Consider the following 20,254-nt stretch of genomic DNA (forward strand, 5'->3'; position numbering starts at 1 on the left):
ATGCAACTGAAATTATTTGATGAGGATAGGCTGTTGATGCTGCCGGAGGATTTGATAGCATATGATCCTGCTTTTCTGAGCAGAGAGGAAAGTGATGGGTTGCTGGAACAGCTGCTCAACACTGTGCCCTGGCAACAAAGCAAAGTGATGATGTATGAAAAGGAAGTGCTGACACCGCGGCTATCTGCCTGGTTTGGTACGGAACCTATCCGGAGTGGCGACCAACGCCCGGTGTTGCCCTGGCCTCATGAATTGCTGGCACTCAAAACAAAAGTGGAAGCAGCAGCCGGAATCGTATTCGATGGTGTTTTGCTGAACTATTACAGAGATAATAATGATTCTGTGGCCTGGCATGCAGACAAGGACACGGTACCGGGATTAAAAACAGAAATCGCTTCCATCAGCCTGGGAGAGGAGCGCCATTTTGATTTCCGTAGTAAAGATGATCACCGCCGTCGTTATTCGATAAAACTGCAACATGGATCATTGCTGCTGATGAAAGGGGATCTGCAAAGATATTGGGAGCACCGTATCGCTAAGTCTATTAAACCGATGAAAGCGAGAATTAACCTTACTTTCAGGAAAGTGGGTGGAATAATGGTGGCCCCGGATGTTGCCTGATAATCGTACAATGTTTTATCGGTAAGAGATAGCGCTAAAACCTGTATACATCTCCACTGAAAAATCAGTCTTACCATATGGTAACTGATTAACTGTCCGCATATTTCCAATCCTGCAAGAGAATGGAGTAGCAGCTAAGATGCCGTTCGGAAAACGATACCCGATATTATTATTCATGGGGATGATCAGCCATAGTAGGGGTTTTGCCGGCTGTTCGATAACTTGTAAAAAAAAGTGTCTCCGGATTTAGGAGACACTTTTACCATTTTTTATCATACAGGCAGGGCATAGCTGCGTAACTGACCATCACCGGTCGTCATCAACAGCTGGTTATGCACCATCATTACATTGATAATATTACTGCTGTAATCATAGATGTAATCCGGATTGGTAGTAGGATTACCATCCAGGTCATAGGCCGTAAATTCAATACCCTCCGGCATTACCTCCGCCTTGCAACGTAAATCTTTTCTGTCCAGTAATAACAATCTGCCAAACTGGGAAACGATCAGGATATGATGATCATCTACAAAATATACACTGTAGTTGATATTATCGGGTTCAGTAGCCGGAAAATCTTTACTACCGGCGAAAATAGCCTCCTGATCCTGCTCCGCTATCCGGGCAATTTCAGGGAAGGAGTAAATGGCTAAGGGGCCATCATAATGAGGGGCCATCACAAATTCTTTTCCGGATGGCGCAAAGTTACCCATGATCACATTATTACATTGTGTAAGTGTAGTCAGGGAGATGGCGCCATCTTGCAGCTGTAACTGCATCAGGATGGATTGTTCCTGGCCGGCAGCAGCTTCCAGCAACACAATGCCATTATCTGGCGTATGGTGAAAGGCATAGGTGTATTGCTGGCTTTCCAGCAGGGGGGAAGTAGCCAGTATTTCAAAAGTAGCTGCATCTATTACCTGCAGCTGATCTGGTTCATTTTCATGACCAGGTAATACGTACCAGATGGTTTTATTATCACGGGTGAAATAACAGGCAGCACCCAGGAACCATCCCCAGGAGTCATGTTCCACGGTATGTAATATTTGGGTGCCTGCTGCATCAAGAATGCGTATGTCGGTCATACCGGCAATCGCAATCAGGCGGCCATCAGAGGAGGCAGACAGTTTACTGCTTACATAGTTCGCATTTTGTCCCAGGATGATTTTTTCCCAGACAATTTCAAGGTTGGCGTTGAGCTTTGTAATCAGCGGCTGACTCGCAAAGTTCATCAGGACTTCTCCATCCGGCAATGGTACTACGTTTACCGGATTGGCAGTGAATGTTAGTTTGTGCTGTAACGGCAGGTTTATATGCGGAAATTGACTCATGTTTTTTGTTTAAACCGGCGCAAAGATAAGGTACAAACCACTTTTCTGATCACTTGCAACTTTTTCAGTGGATGAAGGTATCGTTATATTTACCGGTGGTAGTTGCCGGTGGGCTGCTGGCTATCGTGTTTTTTGCAGACCTTTTGTAAAAAGAGGTCCAGCTTCGCCTCCCCGGTCGCCACATAGACTGCTGCGTCACTGAAATTAAAATCCTGCCTTATACCAATAAATAGTGGAAAACATTGAAATCAGATAATTATAGGAGGGGTTATCGCTTCCGGACGCAAAGGCGCACATATCCCCATGAACGCGGGGCATACAAAGCGCCTGGGGCGCTGATATTATTAAATGATCATAATTATTAAATAGCTATGACTTAATCTTAACAGGAAGGGATTAACTAAGACGAGATGTTTTAACACCATTAAATTAACATTTTTTTGAACAATTAATTTGTTCTTTCTGTTCTCTAATATTGGCAAATTACTCAAGTGTTGATTTATTGATCAGCCCTAGCTATTCCAGAATAAACCAGATTCTTGTTTTTACTATTGAATAGGCCAGAATGGCCGATGGCTATTGCTATGTAAGTTTCTAAGCAGCAAACCAGTTACACAAATTCAAATCAGTGTATGCGGAAAAGATCTACTCCTAAAAGCATCGACTACGTCTTATCATTTCGCACATCCGAGAATTCCGGCCATGTACCTGGAATTACCCGGTATCTGCTGTGGCTATTACTGTTGCTATGTACAGGTTATACCAAACAGGCGTATGCACAATCGTACGGGTTTTCTTATTCGTACAGCAACAATAATATTGTACGGATAGACAATGTCACTGGTAACCTTACCAATATACATAATTTCGCTCCGGGACAGATTACGCAGGCTACTGCGCTGGCGACAGATCTGAATGATGATCTGTATTTTACCGACAAAGAGGATCCGGGAGCGACATTGTATAAGTTCGTACCTAATCCGGCCCCGGCAATCGGAGGTACCTTGTCAACCATTGCAGCTGCCTTACCCGCTACATTTAATGATGTGAACAATGTAGCCAGAAGCCTGGTTTTTGGAAAGCTGGCTACCAATACAGCGGGAGAACTTTTTACCATCACTAATTACAATGGAGGAAATACAGATAACCTGCCATCGAGGCCATATGTTATCAAATTAGATAAAAATACCGGCGCGATATTATCTGCGGATGTGATACCCGCTCCTCCTCCCGGGGTGATGGATATCACGGTATCCGGAGGAGACATCGACTTTAGTCCTTCGGGCCGGCTGTTTGTATGCGGAGGTTTTGGTTCTTCTGCCGTGCTATGGGAAGTTGATGCAGTTACGGCGGCTATCATTGCGTCTAAAACGGTGCCGATTCCGGGTTCTTCTTTTATTTCCGGGATTGGGTTTGATCTGCAGGGCAACCTGGTATGTGCGGCTTCCAATGTTGCTGCTATTGTACGCATCAATGCAAGCGAGTTTTTGGGCGTCAATTCATGGCCCAGTACCAGCGGGAGTATCCCTTTCACTTCTATTACTGTTTTAAACCCTGCACCAGGCGCCACTTTTGGTGATATGGGTTCTAATACTTTCAGAATAGTAGGTCGCGTATTTGAAGATGTGAACTATGGGGGAGGCGCCGGACGTCCGACTACTGCGGCAGGCGTTGCAGGCATAGGTAATGCACGTGTTGAAGTATATGATGCAGCAGGAAATCTGGAGAATTTTACCACCACCACACCGGATGGGTATTATGCCATCGGGTTAAATAATAATGGAACATATTATACCCGTGTTGCGAATGGAACCTTGCGTTCTTCCCGCCCGGGTAGTAATGGAACGGAGCTGGGTATACAAACATTCCGGCAGGAAAGAACAGTATCAACTGTATTAACGCCTATATCAAATGAAGTGGGTGGTAGAAGCCCGGCTACCACCGATCCCGGTAGTGGCGGAATAGGTACGACCACGCTCAATACGACTAATTTTACGCTGAGTGGCAGCGTAAGCGGTGCCGCTGCTTCTGTATCCCAGGTAGTAGTTGGTAGCAGGAATGCAGATAATATAGATTTCGGTTTTAACTTTTCTACCATTGTTAATGTCAATGATGCCGGACAGGGGTCATTACGCCAGTTTATTATCAATAGTAATGTGTTGGGGAACACGGGGCTGGATCAAGTGGCAAATAGTCTTTTTGATCCGCCTGCCGGTGAAGAAACCAGCATCTTTATGATACCTGATGGGACGGCACATCCGGGTATCAATAAGCCATCCCAGTTAACCGCAGCCGGAGGTGGGTCTACTGCTATCTTTAATATTGCTACTGCCTTACCCGCAATAACGGATGCTGCTACTACTATTGACGGCCGCACGCAAACAGCTAATATCGGTAACAGCCAGCCTGGTGTGGCAGGCCATCCGGGTGCGTTGGTGGGAGTCGACCAATTGACATTACCTGGTGTGCAGCGACCGGAAGTAGAAATACACAGTAATGGTGGGGTTATTACCGGTTTAATTGGCGGACCTAGCACCGCTATACGCAATATTGCTATATATGGGTTTGGTACCGGAACTGCTGCAGGAGGGAATATTCTGCTGGGTGCAAATAATATATGTACGGAGAATATTATTGGAGGAGCTGCTATATCCGTGAATAATGAACCTGCCGGCACCAATCCTGGCAGTAATATATTCGTAGGGAGTATTGCTACCAACATTATTAATAACATCATTACAAGAGCCGATTTCGATGGTATAGAAGGAGGGGGCGTTGGCCCGTTCGGTGTTAGAAGTATTATCATCTCCGGCAATGAAATATTGAACAATGGTAACAATACGGCAGCTGTTATAGGGATAGATGGTAGTGGTATCAGTGGCGGACGGGCAAATGACAGCTGGAATATCAGTAACAATAGCATTGCTGATAACGGATTGGATGGGATAGTCATTCAACTGGCAACTACTGTTACGATTCTGAATAATACCATTCCCGGTAACGGAGCCGTCGCCAGCCCGACCCCTGCACAGCTATCGTCGTTGGATAACGTCATGTTAAGTGACGTAATTATTGGGTCTGTCAGCAAAAATATAGTGACAGGCGCAGGTTCTGCAGGTATATCGGTAACAGGTGCCACTACTTCGCATATTTCACAGAATAGTACTTACAATAATGCAGGTCTGGGTATTGATCTCCGTCCTGATCCGGCTATCAGAAATCTGGTACTGCCTAATGATAATGGTGACGCAGATGCAGGCCCCAACCAGTTGTTGAACTTTCCTGTTTTTACTGCTGCTACCATCGTAGGTAATAACCTCGTGCTGAAAGGCTTTTCCGGCCCTGGTACTACAATTGAGTTGTTCCTGGCCGACCGGGATGGCAGCTTTGCGCCAACGCCACCATTAAGCCCGAATCCATTACCGCCGGCATATACCAATCTCAATGGTTTTGGTGAAGGCCGCACTTTCCTGCTTTCTTTAAAGGAAGGAGGCACTGTGGGTGGTGTTACGGATCTGGATGGAAGTACCGGTATATACACGGATGATGGTACGGGTACAATTGGCAACAGAACAGCAAACAAATTCCTGTTCAAGATCCCATTGTCGAGTTTACCGGGTACCATATTGAACAGTTTACTGACGGCAACTGCAACGGATGTCAGTATCAGTAATACTTCGGAATTCAGCGGTGTGGTAAGAATAACGGCGGCAGATATGGGCGATGCTCCCGATAGTTATAAGACATTATCTGTAAGTGATGGTCCTGCACATGCAATAAATCTGAATCTGAAGATAGGTGCTACCGTTGCTGGTAAAACAGAGGCGCCGGCAGTAGCTGCAGGTGCAGATGCCAACCCGCCTAACGGGGATCTGAATGATGATGGCTTCACACCGCCTTTACCTGTGCTTGCCACTACAACAACGACCTACACCCTTACTTTCCCGGTTACCAATACCACCGGTGCCACGGCGAACCTGGCAGGCTGGGTTGACTTTAACCGAAATGGTGTCTTTGATGCAACAGAAGGTATCACCGCTACTGTAGCCAATAATGCTACCACCGGTACATTAATCTGGAATAATGTTAATACACTCATAACCGGTAGCGGCGCAAGCGGCGGTATTACTTATGCGCGTATACGATTAACTACGGATCCACTTACCACAGCTGATCCCGCAGGTTTTGTAACAGATGGTGAGGTAGAAGACTATAGCCTGATGATCTCCGCGTTAACCACCGAATTACATGTGAAGAAAACAGCTGATAAGGTAAATGTTAAACCAGGAGATAATGTAACGTTTACCATAACAGTGTCGAATACAGGAACTAAAGATACCCTTGGTGTGCAGGTACAGGAACTGCCTGCCGGATTTACCTATAGTAGTAATACAGCGCCTACCGCAGGTACCTATAATAGTGGTACCGGCATCTGGACACTGGATGTATTACAGGGCGAGACACATACGCTGCAATTAGTCCTGACAGCAAATGCCACAGGTCCTTACATGAATGTGGTAAGTACCGGTGATCCTAATAATCCCAATGATCCTAAAGACACGACACGTTTTGTATCGTTGAGAATAAAGAAGACGACTAATAAAGAAAATGTTAAGCCAGGCGATAATGTAACGTTTACGATTACACTGGATAATGTAAATGGAACAAAAGATAGTCTGGGTGTACAGGTCTTAGAGTTGCCACAGGGATTGACCTATGTAAGCAGTACCCAATCTGCCGGAACTTACAATAGCGGTACCGGTATCTGGACGGTAGATGCACTGCAGGGCCAGACAGCTACCTTAACGCTGCTGATGAGCGCTAATGCTACCGGTCCTTATAGTAACATAGCGAGTGTGGGTGATCCGAATAATCCGGATAATGCAAGAGATACTGTTAAGCTGACAGCCTTATCCATAACAAAGACGGCTGATAAAGTAAACGTTAAGCCAGGTGATAATGTAACGTTTACGATTACCCTTAAGAATGATGGTGCAAAAGATAGCCTGGGTGTACAGGTATTAGAACTGCCACAAGGATTGACTTTTGTAAGCAGTACGCCATCTGCAGGTACCTATAATAGTGGCACCGGTATCTGGACGGTAGATGCACTGCAGGGCCAGACAGCTACCTTAACGCTGGTGATGACGGCCAATGCTACAGGACCTTACAGTAACATCGCCAGTGTAGGCGATCCGAATAATCCGGACAACCCACGTGATAGTGTTCAATTCGCAGCATTGTCGATCACCAAGACAGCTAATAAAGCGAATGTTAAACCAGGTGATAATGTAACGTTTACGATTACGCTTAAAAATGATGGTACAAAAGATAGCCTGGGTGTACAGGTATTAGAACTGCCACAAGGATTAACCTATGTAAGTAGTACGCCATCTGCCGGTACCTATAATAGTGGCACCGGTATCTGGACAGTAGATGCCCTACAGGGCCAGACAGCTACCTTAACGCTGCTGATGAGCGCCAATGCTACAGGACCTTATAGTAACATAGCGAGTGTGGGTGATCCGAATAATCCGGATAATGCAAGAGATACCGTTAAGCTGACAGCTTTATCCATAACAAAGACGGCTGATAAAGTAAACGTTAAGCCAGGTGATAATGTAACGTTTACGATTACCCTTAAAAATGATGGTGCAAAAGACAGCCTGGGTGTACAAGTATTAGAGTTGCCGCAAGGATTAACTTTTGTAAGCAGTACCCCATCTGCAGGTACTTATAATAGTGGTACCGGTATCTGGACAGTAGATGCGCTGCAAGGCCAGTCTGCTACCTTAACGCTGGTGATGGCTGCTAACGCTGCAGGACCTTACAGTAACATCGCCAGTGTAGGCGATCCGAATAATCCGGATAATGCAAGAGATACCGTTGAGCTGACAGCATTGTCTATCACCAAGACAGCTAATAAAACGAATATTAAACCAGGTGATCAGGTAACGTTTACGATTACGCTTAAAAACGATGGAGCAAGAGACAGCCTGGGAGTGCAGGTATTAGAACTGCCAGAAGGATTGACTTATGTAAGCAGTACCCCATCTGCCGGTACCTATAATAGTGGTACAGGTATCTGGACAGTAGATGCGCTGCAGGGCCAGACAGCTACCTTAACGCTGGTGATGACAGCCAATGCTGTAGGTCCTTACAGTAACGTAGCGAGTGTGGGCGATCCGAATAATCCAGACAATCCACGTGATAGTGTGCAGTTCGCAGCATTGTCTATCACCAAAACAGCTAATAAAGCGAATGTTAAACCGGGCGATCAGGTAACGTTTACGGTTACACTGAAAAACGACGGCACAAAAGATAGCCTGGGAGTGCAGGTATTAGAGCTGCCACAAGGATTAACTTTTGTAAGCAGTACGCCATCTGCGGGTACTTATAATAGTGGTACAGGTATCTGGACAGTAGATGCGCTGCAAGGCCAGTCTGCTACCTTAACGCTGGTGATGTCTGCTAACGCTGCAGGACCTTACAGTAACCTTGCCAGTGTAGGTGATCCGAATAATCCGGATAATGCAAGAGATACCGTTGAGCTGACAGCATTGTCTATCACCAAGACAGCTAATAAAGCGAATATTAAACCAGGTGATCAGGTAACGTTTACAATTACGCTTAAAAACGACGGTGCAAGAGACAGCCTGGGTGTACAGGTATTAGAACTGCCAGAAGGATTGACTTATGTAAGCAGTACGCCATCCGCCGGTACATATAATAGTGGTACAGGTATCTGGACAGTAGATGCGCTGCAGGGCCAGACAGCTACCTTAACGCTGGTGATGACAGCCAATGCTGTAGGTCCTTACAGTAACGTAGCGAGTGTAGGCGATCCGAATAATCCGGACAATCCACGTGATAGTGTGCAGTTTGCGGCATTGTCTATCACCAAGACAGCTAATAAAGCGAATGTTAAACCGGGCGATCAGGTAACGTTTACTGTTACACTGAAAAACGACGGAACAAAAGATAGCCTGGGTGTGCAGGTATTAGAACTGCCACAAGGATTGACTTTTGTAAGCAGTACCCCATCTGCGGGTACTTATAATAGTGGTACAGGCATCTGGACGGTAGATGCGCTGCAAGGCCAGTCTGCTACCTTAACGCTGGTGATGTCTGCTAACGCTGCAGGACCTTACAGTAACCTTGCCAGTGTAGGCGATCCGAATAATCCGGATAATGCAAGAGATACCGTTGAGCTGACAGCATTGTCTATCACCAAGACGGCTAATAAAGCGAATATTAAACCAGGCGATCAGGTAACGTTTACAATTACGCTTAAAAACGACGGTGCAAGAGACAGCCTGGGTGTACAGGTATTAGAACTGCCAGAAGGATTGACTTATGTAAGCAGTACGCCATCCGCCGGTACTTACAATAGTGGTACGGGTATCTGGACGGTAGATGCGCTGCAGGGTCAGACAGCTACCTTAACACTGGTGATGTCTGCTAATGCTACCGGTCCTTACAGTAACGTAGCGAGTGTAGGCGATCCGAATAATCCGGATAACCCACGTGATAGTGTGCAGTTTGCGGCATTGTCGATCACCAAGACAGCTAATAAAGCAAATGTTAAACCGGGCGATCAGGTAACGTTTACCGTTACACTGAGAAACGACGGCACAAAAGATAGCCTGGGTGTGCAGGTATTAGAACTGCCACAAGGATTGACATATGTAAGTAGCACCCCAACTTCCGGTACATATAATAGTGGTAGTGGTATCTGGACAGTAGATGCGCTGAAAGGCCAGTCTGCTACCTTAACGCTGGTGATGTCTGCTAATGCTGCAGGACCTTACAGTAACCTTGCCAGTGTAGGTGATCCGAATAATCCGGATAATGCAAGAGATACTGTTGAGCTGACAGCGTTGTCTATCACCAAGACAGCTAATAAAGCGAATATTAAACCAGGTGATCAGGTAACGTTTACAATTACGCTTAAAAACGACGGTGCAAGAGACAGCCTGGGTGTACAGGTATTAGAACTGCCAGAAGGATTGACTTATGTAAGCAGTACGCCATCTGCCGGTACTTACAATAGTGGTACGGGTATCTGGACGGTAGATGCGCTGCAAGGCCAGACAGCTACCTTAACACTGGTAATGTCTGCTAATGCTACCGGTCCTTACAGTAACGTAGCGAGTGTAGGCGATCCGAATAATCCGGATAACCCACGTGATAGTGTGCAGTTTGCGGCATTGTCTATCACCAAGATAGCTAATAAAGCGAATGTTAAACCGGGCGATCAGGTAACGTTTACGGTTACACTGAAAAACGACGGAACAAAAGATAGCCTGGGTGTGCAGGTATTAGAACTGCCACAAGGATTGACATATGTAAGTAGCACCCCAACTTCCGGTACATATAATAGTGGTAGTGGTATCTGGACAGTAGATGCGCTGAAAGGCCAGTCTGCTACCTTAACGCTGGTGATGTCTGCTAATGCTGCAGGACCTTACAGTAACCTTGCCAGTGTAGGTGATCCGAATAATCCGGATAATGCAAGAGATACTGTTGAGCTGACAGCGTTGTCTATCACCAAGACAGCTAATAAAGCGAATGTTAAACCAGGCGATCAGGTAACGTTTACGATTACGCTTAAAAACGACGGTGCAAAAGATAGTCTGGGCGTGCAGGTGTTTGAACTGCCAGAAGGATTGACTTATGTAAGCAGTACGCCATCTGCCGGTACTTATAATAGTGGTACGGGTATCTGGACAGTAGATGCGCTGCAGGGTCAGACAGCTACCTTAACGCTGGTGATGACGGCTAATGCGGCAGGACCTTACAGTAACATTGCCAGTGTAGGCGATCCGAATAATCCAGACAACCCACGTGATAGTGTGCAGTTTGCGGCATTGTCTATCACCAAGACAGCTAATAAAGCGAATGTTAAACCGGGCGATCAGGTAACGTTTACGGTTACACTGAAAAACGACGGAACAAAAGATAGCCTGGGTGTGCAGGTATTAGAACTGCCACAAGGATTGACATATGTAAGTAGCACCCCAACTTCCGGTACATATAATAGTGGTAGTGGTATCTGGACAGTAGATGCGCTGAAAGGCCAATCTGCTACCTTAACGCTGGTGATGTCTGCTAATGCTGCAGGACCTTACAGTAACCTTGCCAGTGTAGGTGATCCGAATAATCCGGATAATGCAAGAGATACTGTTGAGCTGACAGCGTTGTCGATCACCAAGACGGCTAATAAAGAGAATGTTAAACCAGGTGATAATGTAACGTTTACGATTACACTTAAAAACGACGGTGCAAAAGATAGCCTGGGCGTGCAGGTGTTTGAACTGCCAGAAGGATTGACTTATGTAAGCAGTACCCCATCCGCCGGTACTTACAATAGTGGTACGGGTATCTGGACGGTAGATGCGCTGCAGAGTCAGACAGCTACCTTAACACTGGTAATGTCTGCTAATGCAACCGGACCTTACGGCAACGTAGCAAGTATCGGCGATCCGAGTAATCCGGATAACCCACGTGATACTGTTGAGCTGACTGCATTGTCAATAACAAAAACGGCAGACAAGGCGAATGTTAAACCAGGTGATCAGGTAACGTTTACCGTTACACTGAGAAATAACGGAACAAAAGACAGCCTGGGAGTGCAGGTATTAGAACTGCCACAAGGATTAACTTATGTAAGCAGTGCCCCAACTGCTGGTACATATAATAGTGGTACTGGTATCTGGACAGTAGATGCGCTGAAAGGCCAGTCTGCTACCTTAACGCTGGTGATGACAGCCAATGCTACCGGTCCTTACGGCAACGTAGCGAGTGTAGGTGATCCGAATAATCCGGATAACCCACGTGATACCGTTGAGCTGACAGCGTTGTCAATAACGAAGACCGCAGATAAGGCTGCTGTTAAACCAGGTGATCAGGTAACGTTTACCGTTACACTGAGAAATGACGGCACAAAAGATAGCCTGGGAGTGCAGGTGTTTGAACTGCCAGAAGGATTGACTTATGTAAGCAGTGCCCCATCTGCTGGTACTTACAATAGTGGTACCGGTATCTGGACGGTAGATGCGCTGAAAGGTCAGACAGCTACCTTAACGCTGGTGATGACGGCCAATGCTACCGGTCCTTATGGTAACGTAGCAAGTATAGGTGATCCGAGTAATCCGGATAACCCACGTGATAGTGTGCAGTTCGCAGCATTGTCTATCACCAAGACAGCTAATAAAGCGAATGTTAAACCGGGCGATCAGGTAACGTTTACCGTTACACTGAAAAACGACGGAACAAAAGATAGCCTGGGTGTGCAGGTATTAGAACTGCCACAAGGCCTGACATATGTAAGCAGTACCCCATCTGCTGGTACATATAATAGTGGTACCGGTATCTGGACGGTTGATGCGCTGAAAGGCCAGACAGCTACCTTAACGCTGGTGATGACAGCCAATGCTACCGGTCCTTACGGCAACGTAGCGAGTGTCGGTGATCCGAATAATCCGGATAACCCACGTGATACCGTTGAGCTGACAGCGTTATCAATAACGAAGACCGCAGATAAGGCTGCTGTTAAACCGGGTGATCAGGTAACGTTTACCGTTACACTGAGAAATGACGGAACAAAAGACAGCCTGGGCGTGCAGGTATTAGAACTGCCACAAGGATTGACCTATGTAAGCAGTGCCCCATCTGCTGGTACTTACAATAGTGGTACCGGTATCTGGACGGTAGATGCGCTGAAAGGTCAGACAGCTACCTTAACGCTGGTGATGACGGCCAATGCTACCGGTCCTTATGGTAACGTAGCAAGTATAGGTGATCCGAGTAATCCGGATAACCCACGTGATAGTGTGCAGTTCGCAGCATTGTCTATCACCAAGACAGCTAATAAAGCGAATGTTAAACCGGGCGATCAGGTAACGTTTACCGTTACACTGAAAAACGACGGAACAAAAGATAGCCTGGGTGTGCAGGTATTAGAACTGCCACAAGGCCTGACATATGTAAGCAGTGCCCCATCTGCTGGTACTTATAATAGTGGTAGTGGTATCTGGACAGTAGACGCGCTGAAAGGCCAGTCTGCTACCTTAACGCTGGTGATGACAGCCAATGCTACCGGTCCTTACGGCAACGTAGTGAGTGTCGGCGATCCGAATAATCCGGATAACCCACGTGATACCGTTGAGCTGACAGCGTTGTCAATAACGAAGACCGCAAATAAGGCTGCTGTTAAACCAGGTGATAACGTAACGTTTACCGTTACACTGAGAAATAACGGCACAAAAGATAGTCTGGGCGTGCAGGTATTAGAACTGCCACAAGGATTGACTTTTGTAAGCAGTACTCCATCTGCTGGTACTTATAATAGTGGTAGTGGTATCTGGACAGTAGATGCGCTGAAAGGCCAGACAGCTACCTTAACGCTGGTGATGACGGCCAATGCTACCGGTCCTTATGGCAACGTAGCAAGTATAGGTGATCCAAGTAATCCGGACAACCCACGTGATAGTGTGCAGTTTGCAGCATTGTCTATCACCAAGACAGCTAATAAAGCGAATGTTAAACCAGGCGACCAGGTAACGTTTACCGTTACACTGAGAAATGACGGCACAAAAGATAGCCTGGGCGTGCAGGTATTAGAACTGCCACAAGGCCTGACATATGTAAGCAGTACCCCATCTGCCGGTACTTATAATAGTGGTAGTGGTATCTGGACAGTAGACGCGCTGAAAGGCCAGTCTGCTACCTTAACGCTGGTGATGACAGCCAATGCTACCGGACCTTACGGCAACGTAGCGAGTGTAGGTGATCCGAATAATCCGGATAACCCACGTGATACCGTTGAGCTGACAGCGTTGTCAATAACGAAGACCGCAGATAAGGCTGCTGTTAAACCGGGTGATCAGGTAACGTTTACCGTTACGCTGAGAAATGACGGCACAAAAGACAGCCTGGGCGTGCAGGTATTAGAACTGCCACAAGGATTGACCTATGTAAGCAGTGCCCCATCTGCTGGTACTTATAATAACGGCACCGGTATCTGGACAGTAGACGCGCTGAAAGGCCAGACAGCTACCTTAACGCTGGTGATGACGGCCAATGCTACCGGTCCTTATGGCAACGTAGCAAGTATAGGTGATCCGAGTAATCCGGACAACCCACGTGATAGTGTGCAGTTCGCAGCATTGTCTATCGCTAAGACAGCTAATAAAGCGAATGTTAAACCAGGCGACCAGGTAACGTTTACCGTTACACTGAGAAATGACGGCACAAAAGACAGCCTGGGCGTGCAGGTATTAGAACTGCCACAAGGATTGACTTATGTAAGCAGTACTCCATCTGCTGGTACTTATAATAGCGGCACCGGTATCTGGACAGTAGACGCGCTGAAAGGCCAGTCTGCTACCTTAACGCTGGTGATGACAGCCAATGCTACCGGTCCTTACGGCAACGTAGCGAGTGTCGGTGATCCGAATAATCCGGATAACCCACGTGATAGTGTGCAGTTTGCAGCATTGTCGATCACTAAGACAGCTAATAAAGCGAATGTTAAACCGGGCGATCAGGTAACGTTTACCGTTACACTGAGAAATGATGGAACAAAAGACAGCCTGGGAGTGCAGGTATTAGAACTGCCACAAGGACTGACTTATGTAAGCAGTGCACCATCCGCCGGTACTTATAATAGTGGTAGTGGTATCTGGACAGTAGATGCGCTGAAAGGCCAGTCTGCTACCTTAACGCTGGTGATGACGGCCAATGCTACCGGACCTTACGGCAACATAGCAAGTATCGGTGATCCAAGTAATCCGGATAACCCACGTGATACCGTTGAGCTGACAGCGTTGTCAATAACGAAGACCGCAGATAAGGCTGCTGTTAAACCAGGTGATAACGTAACGTTTACCGTTACACTGAGAAATGACGGCACAAAAGATAGCCTGGGCGTGCAGGTATTAGAACTGCCACAAGGCCTGACATATGTAAGCAGTACTCCATCTGCTGGTACTTATAATAGTGGCACCGGTATCTGGACAGTAGATGCACTGAAAGGCCAGACAGCTACCTTAACGCTGGTGATGAAAGCCAATGCTACCGGCCCTTACGGTAACGTAGCAAGTATCGGCGATCCAAGTAATCCGGATAATCCACGTGATAGTGTGCAGTTTGCAGCATTGTCTATCCGGAAGACCGCAGATAAGGCCAGTGTTAAACCAGGAGATAACGTAACGTTTACCGTTACACTGAGAAACGACGGTGCAAAAGACAGCCTGGGAGTGCAGGTATTTGAACTGCCACAAGGCCTGACTTATGTAAGCAGTAATCCATCAGCCGGTACTTACAATAACGGCACGGGTATCTGGACAGTAGATGCACTGAAAGGCCAGTCTGCTACCTTAACGCTGGTGATGACAGCCAATGCTACCGGTCCTTATGGTAACGTAGCAAGTATCGGCGATCCAAGTAATCCGGATAACCCACGTGATAGTGTGCAGTTTGCAGCATTGTCTATCCGGAAAACCGCAGATAAGGCCAGTGTTAAACCAGGCGATCAGGTAACGTTTACGGTTACGTTGGGCAATAATGGTACAAGAGATAGCCTGGGTGTACGGGTATTTGAGTTGCCGCAAGGGCTGACTTATGTAAGCAGTACGTCATCAGCCGGTACTTACAATAACGGCACCGGTATCTGGACAGTAGATGCACTGAAAGGCCAGACAGCGACCTTAACACTCGTGATGAAAGCCAATGCTACCGGTCCTTATGGTAACGTAGCAAGTATAGGCGATCCGAATAATCCGGATAACCCGCGTGATAGTGTGCGGTTCGCAGCATTGTCTATCCGGAAGACGGCAGATAAGGTGAATGTTAAACCGGGTGATAATGTAACGTTTACGGTTACACTGAGCAATAATGGCACAAAAGACAGCCTGGGTGTACGGGTATTTGAACTGCCGCAAGGGCTGACTTATGTAAGCAGTGCTCCATCTGCCGGTACTTACAATAGTGGCACCGGTATCTGGACAGTAGACATACTGAAAGGTCAGACAGCTACCTTAACGCTGGTGATGAAAGCCAATGCTACCGGTCCTTACGGTAACGTAGCAAGTATAGGCGATCCGAATAATCCGGACAACCCGCGTGATAGTGTTCGGTTCGCGGCATTGTCTATCCGGAAGACGGCAGATAAGGCGGTTGTTAAACCAGGTGATGACGTTACGTTCACGATTACATTGGGTAACATCAATGGTACAAAAGACAGTCTGGGAGTGCAGGTATTTGAACGGCCACAAGGCTTCACCTATGTAAGCAGTGCACCATCTTCCGGTACTTACAATAATGGTACAGGTATCTGGACAGTAGATGCGCTGAAAGGCCGGTCTGCTACCTTAACCCTGGTGATGAAAGCAGGGGCTGTCGGACCATATACGAACGTGGGTAGTATCGGAGATCCTGATAATCCGGCTAATGAAAGAGATTCGGTTATCATCTCCGGAAACCAGAGTGCTGATCTGTCGGTTGTCAAACAATTAACCGCCAATCCAGCCTCCCTGGTAGTAGGTAAAAATGCATCCTTTACCATACTGGTTACGAACAAAGGACCTAATCCTGCTACTGGTGTAGTGGTATCAGATGTGATACCAGACATGCTTTACTCACCAATAGACATTATCACTTCTGCGGGCGAGGCTACTTATGATGTGATCACCAAAAAACTCACCTGGAGATTGAATACGCTGGCCGTAAATGAAGCGGCTACCCTGCAATTCAGTGCCCGTATCATCAGTGGTGGTAACTTAATTAATACTGCCACAGTAAAAGGTAATGAGCCTGATCCGGATGCGGGTAATAATACATCTTCTACAACAGGGGTTACAATACCAGATGATTTATTCATTCCGAATGTAATCACACCAAATGGTGATGGAAAGAACGACCGGTTTGTAATACCTGGACTGGAGAAATACCCGGGTAGTGGTTTGTATATCTATAACCGTTGGGGCAATATGGTATATCAGAGTAAGGACTATGATAACAAGTGGACAGGAGATGGTTTGAATGAAGGCACTTACTATTATATACTGAAATTGAACACTCCACAGGGAGAAAGAAATTATAAAGGCTGGATAGAATTATTGCGGTAATAAAATCTGATAGTAATGCTTAAAAAACGTGCTATGCGCATATCAATTAATACAAAGCTGTTGCTATTGCTGAGTTTATCAGGATTGATGCCTGTTTTAGTGAATGGACAACAGAATCTTCAATTCAGTCAGTATGTGTTTAACATGTTGAGCGTAAATCCTGCTTATGCCGGGTATAAGGAAGATTTGTATCTGAATGCTACTTACCGCCATCAATGGGTTAGCTTCCCTGGTGCGCCTCAAACAGGATCGGTGTCTTTGGATGGGGTGATCAATTCAAGGGATGAGCGGGTAGGGCTGGGGGTGCAGGCGATGTTTGACAAGCTGGGCCCCCAGGATGCAGCATCTTTTTACGGCATGTATTCCTACCGCATACCACTGGATGAAGAAGGAACCCGGCGCTTATGTTTGGGTATAGGCGCTGGGGTTAGTCAGTACTCCGTTGATGGTACAGCCTTGCAGTATAATGATGCCGGAGATCCGTCTGTCCCCGCAGCGAAGGTTTCTTCGTTTGTACCGGATGCGCGGTTTGGGATTTATTACTATACGCCTAATTTTTATGCAAGTGTTTCTGTGATGGATTTGTTTTCCTTGTATACGGATAATACAAAGTATTACTGGAGTGGGTATACTTATAAAGTGATCCGCAAAACACAGCACCTGTACCTCACAGCTGGTACACTGATTAATCTGTCGGAAAAACTTAAATTAAAGCCTTCATTTCTGATTAAGGAAGATTTTAAAGGACCTACCAATCTGGATCTGAATGCCTTTTTACTGATATCAGACCGTGTATGGCTGGGTGGTTCTTATCGCACCGGTGTACGGTTGTGGAGTAAGTCTCATCTGGACAACGACCTGGAACAACTGGATGCATGGAGCGCCATCGTGGAAATCTATGCAACGGAACGTTTACGGATAGGCTATGCCTATGATGTTACCATCAGTAAAATGGCTTCTTCCCAGAGTGGCTCTCATGAAATATCACTGGGCTTCACTTTCCCCAATAAAAAACGCAGGATCATCAGCCCGCGGTATTTTTAATATTCATGTGAATCATATATAGATACCGTCTATGAAAAAAATATGCGTAATAATAATACTTTTTCTGCCGTTGTCGCGAGTATGGTCGCAGGAGCAATTATCAGTAGGACGTAAAGCGGCGGAATATTACCAGCGGTATGAATACGCTAAAGCGGCTGCCTTGTATAAAAGACTGGCCGGCAAAAAAAAGGTGAGTATACTTACCTTGGAGCGGCTGGCAGATAGTTATCGTAAGATGAATGCTTACGAAGATGCGGCCAACTGGTACAGCAAACTGTTGACCAGGCCGGATGCTCAACCGGAAGACGGATTATATTATGGAGATATGCTCAAAAGCATGGGGCGTTATGAAGAAGCAAAAAACGCTTACGCCCAATACGCACAGAAGTATAACCAGGCAGCACAGGTGGCTAACCGCCAGGCTGGCTGCGATTCTGCCATACAATGGATAGCGGCGCCCGGTAAAGATAATATCAGTAATGTGGCGCGTTTAAATACCAGTTCTTCCGATTGGGGAGCGACCTACTATCCGAAAGGGATTGTATTCATGTCGGATTCCCTGCGTAATGGTATTCTGCATCCTGCCAGCCATATCAATAAAAATGTGTACGGCCGTACCAATCGTCCGTATTACAAGTTATATGTTGCAGACAGCAACAACTATGGCAACGTATATATCAATGACCTGTCTGCTGCGTTTAACCAATACCGTTATCATATTGGTCCTGTTGCATTTGACGAAGGATATAATACGGCTTATTTTACCGTTACTGACCCTGCCCGCCGCATTGCTGTACATAAAGAAAAGTTTAAACCGGGGATCATTATCTACGGTAACCGCCGGCTCGAACTATTTATCAGCCGCAGGGATTCCAGCGGTAAATGGTCGCAGGCAGTGGCATTTCCCTATAATCGCCCGGACCAGTACTCGCTGGGGCATGCGGCGGTGAGTGCTGACGGCAGAACTTTATATTTTGCTGCTGATATGCCCGGAGGACAAGGTGGTACGGATATCTGGTATAGCGAAAAACAGGCAGACGGCAATTGGGGAACACCACAGAATGGCGGCGCCGTCATTAATACACCGGAAGATGAAGCTTTTCCTACCATTGCTGCCGACGGAAATCTGTACTACTCCAGTAAAGGGTTGCCAGGTATGGGCGGGTACGATATTTTCAAAACCAATGGCGCCCTGGCGCAGTGGAGCAAGCCAGTCAACCTGCGTTATCCGGTTAATTCCGCCGGAGATGATTTTTATCTGATAAGCCGGAATAATGGTACCGGATTTTTATCCTCTAACCGTAAGGGAGGAAAAGGGAGCGATGATATTTATGCATGGGCATCGCCGGAAGAACAACGCATTCCTTTGCTGCCGGTTCCTGGCCTGCAGATACCTTTCGAAGGCAACGTGTGTCCTCCTTTCAGGGCTGCCTGTATATATCTATATAACGTACAGCGGGGTATCGGTTGGTGTCTGGCGGTTGAAGCAGACGGTAAGGTCCGGATTAAACTGGAAAGGGAAACAGATTATGTTATCCGTATCCATGGTGCAGGAGGTAGGGTAGATAGCGTGAAATTCAGTACCCGTGGACTCACCGGATCGGATGTGTTACAGAAAGAAATATGTCCGCAAAATACACTGAGACAGGGAACTGTTTTTATCCTGAATAACCTGCATTACGACTACGATAAATCGGAGATTCGTCCGGATGCAGCCCTGGTACTGGATAGTCTGGCTGCTATATTACGGGAGCATCCTACGATGCGTATCGAATTGAGTGCGCATACAGACAGCCGTGGCAGTGCGAAGTATAACCTGCTGCTGTCTCAGAGAAGAGCAGCCGCAGCTGTAGCTTACCTGGTAAAGCAGGGGATTGCCCGTAATCGCATGGTTGCAAAAGGTTATGGTAGCAGGCACTTACTGAATAACTGTACAAAGTCTGTAAAGTGCAGTGATGCGGAGCATGAAGTAAACAGGAGAACAGCCGTGAAAATATTAAGAGAATAAGTTGGCAGTAACTGATCAGTAACAAAAGGAAAAGATTACAGGTTTACTTACGTATCAGCGTATTTATATAATAAAAAAACAACGCCCGCCCGGGCGTTGTTTTTTTATTATACAGCCTG

General features: G+C 46.5%; 5 protein-coding genes. 4 read left to right on the forward strand and 1 reads right to left on the reverse strand.

The window, feature by feature from the left end:
* On the forward strand, positions 1–621 hold the full coding sequence (locus tag OL444_RS15975; RefSeq protein ID WP_264731664.1) for an alpha-ketoglutarate-dependent dioxygenase AlkB family protein: 621 nt from the start codon (positions 1–3) through the stop codon (positions 619–621).
* Positions 622–893: 272 nt separating this feature from the next.
* On the opposite strand, the gene OL444_RS15980 is transcribed toward OL444_RS15975, so the two are convergent.
* Complete coding sequence (locus OL444_RS15980) at positions 894–1,952, reverse strand: WD40 repeat domain-containing protein (protein ID WP_264731662.1); 1,059 nt, start codon at positions 1,950–1,952, stop codon at positions 894–896.
* 632 nt (positions 1,953–2,584) lie between these two features.
* On the opposite strand from OL444_RS15980, the gene OL444_RS15985 reads away from it, so the two are divergent.
* From OL444_RS15985 to OL444_RS15995, 3 genes are read left to right on the forward strand one after another with little or no spacing between them, the layout of a single operon-like run.
* A complete protein-coding gene (locus tag OL444_RS15985) occupies positions 2,585–17,083 on the forward strand; it encodes a T9SS type B sorting domain-containing protein (protein ID WP_264731660.1) in 14,499 nt (4,832 codons plus the stop codon).
* Between the two features lie 33 nt (positions 17,084–17,116).
* Positions 17,117–18,127: a PorP/SprF family type IX secretion system membrane protein gene (locus tag OL444_RS15990; protein ID WP_264731658.1), complete on the forward strand. Its 1,011-nt coding sequence runs from the start codon at positions 17,117–17,119 to the stop codon at positions 18,125–18,127.
* A gap of 31 nt (positions 18,128–18,158) precedes the next feature.
* Positions 18,159–20,135 carry an OmpA family protein gene (locus OL444_RS15995; protein WP_264731655.1) on the forward strand — a complete coding sequence of 659 codons (1,977 nt, stop codon included), beginning with the start codon at positions 18,159–18,161 and terminating at the stop codon, positions 20,133–20,135.
* The last annotated feature ends 119 nt before the right edge of the window (positions 20,136–20,254 follow it).

The organism is Chitinophaga nivalis, assembly GCF_025989125.1.
GTDB classification, from domain to species: Bacteria; Bacteroidota; Bacteroidia; order Chitinophagales; family Chitinophagaceae; genus Chitinophaga; species Chitinophaga nivalis.

Coding starts and splice junctions, on each gene's coding strand:
- OL444_RS15975 (WP_264731664.1), top strand. CDS start 1: ATGCAACTGAAATTATTTGATGAGGATAGGCTGTTGATGCTGCCGGAG.
- OL444_RS15980 (WP_264731662.1), bottom strand. CDS start 1,952: ATGAGTCAATTTCCGCATATAAACCTGCCGTTACAGCACAAACTAACA.
- OL444_RS15985 (WP_264731660.1), top strand. CDS start 2,585: ATGCGGAAAAGATCTACTCCTAAAAGCATCGACTACGTCTTATCATTT.
- OL444_RS15990 (WP_264731658.1), top strand. CDS start 17,117: ATGCGCATATCAATTAATACAAAGCTGTTGCTATTGCTGAGTTTATCA.
- OL444_RS15995 (WP_264731655.1), top strand. CDS start 18,159: ATGAAAAAAATATGCGTAATAATAATACTTTTTCTGCCGTTGTCGCGA.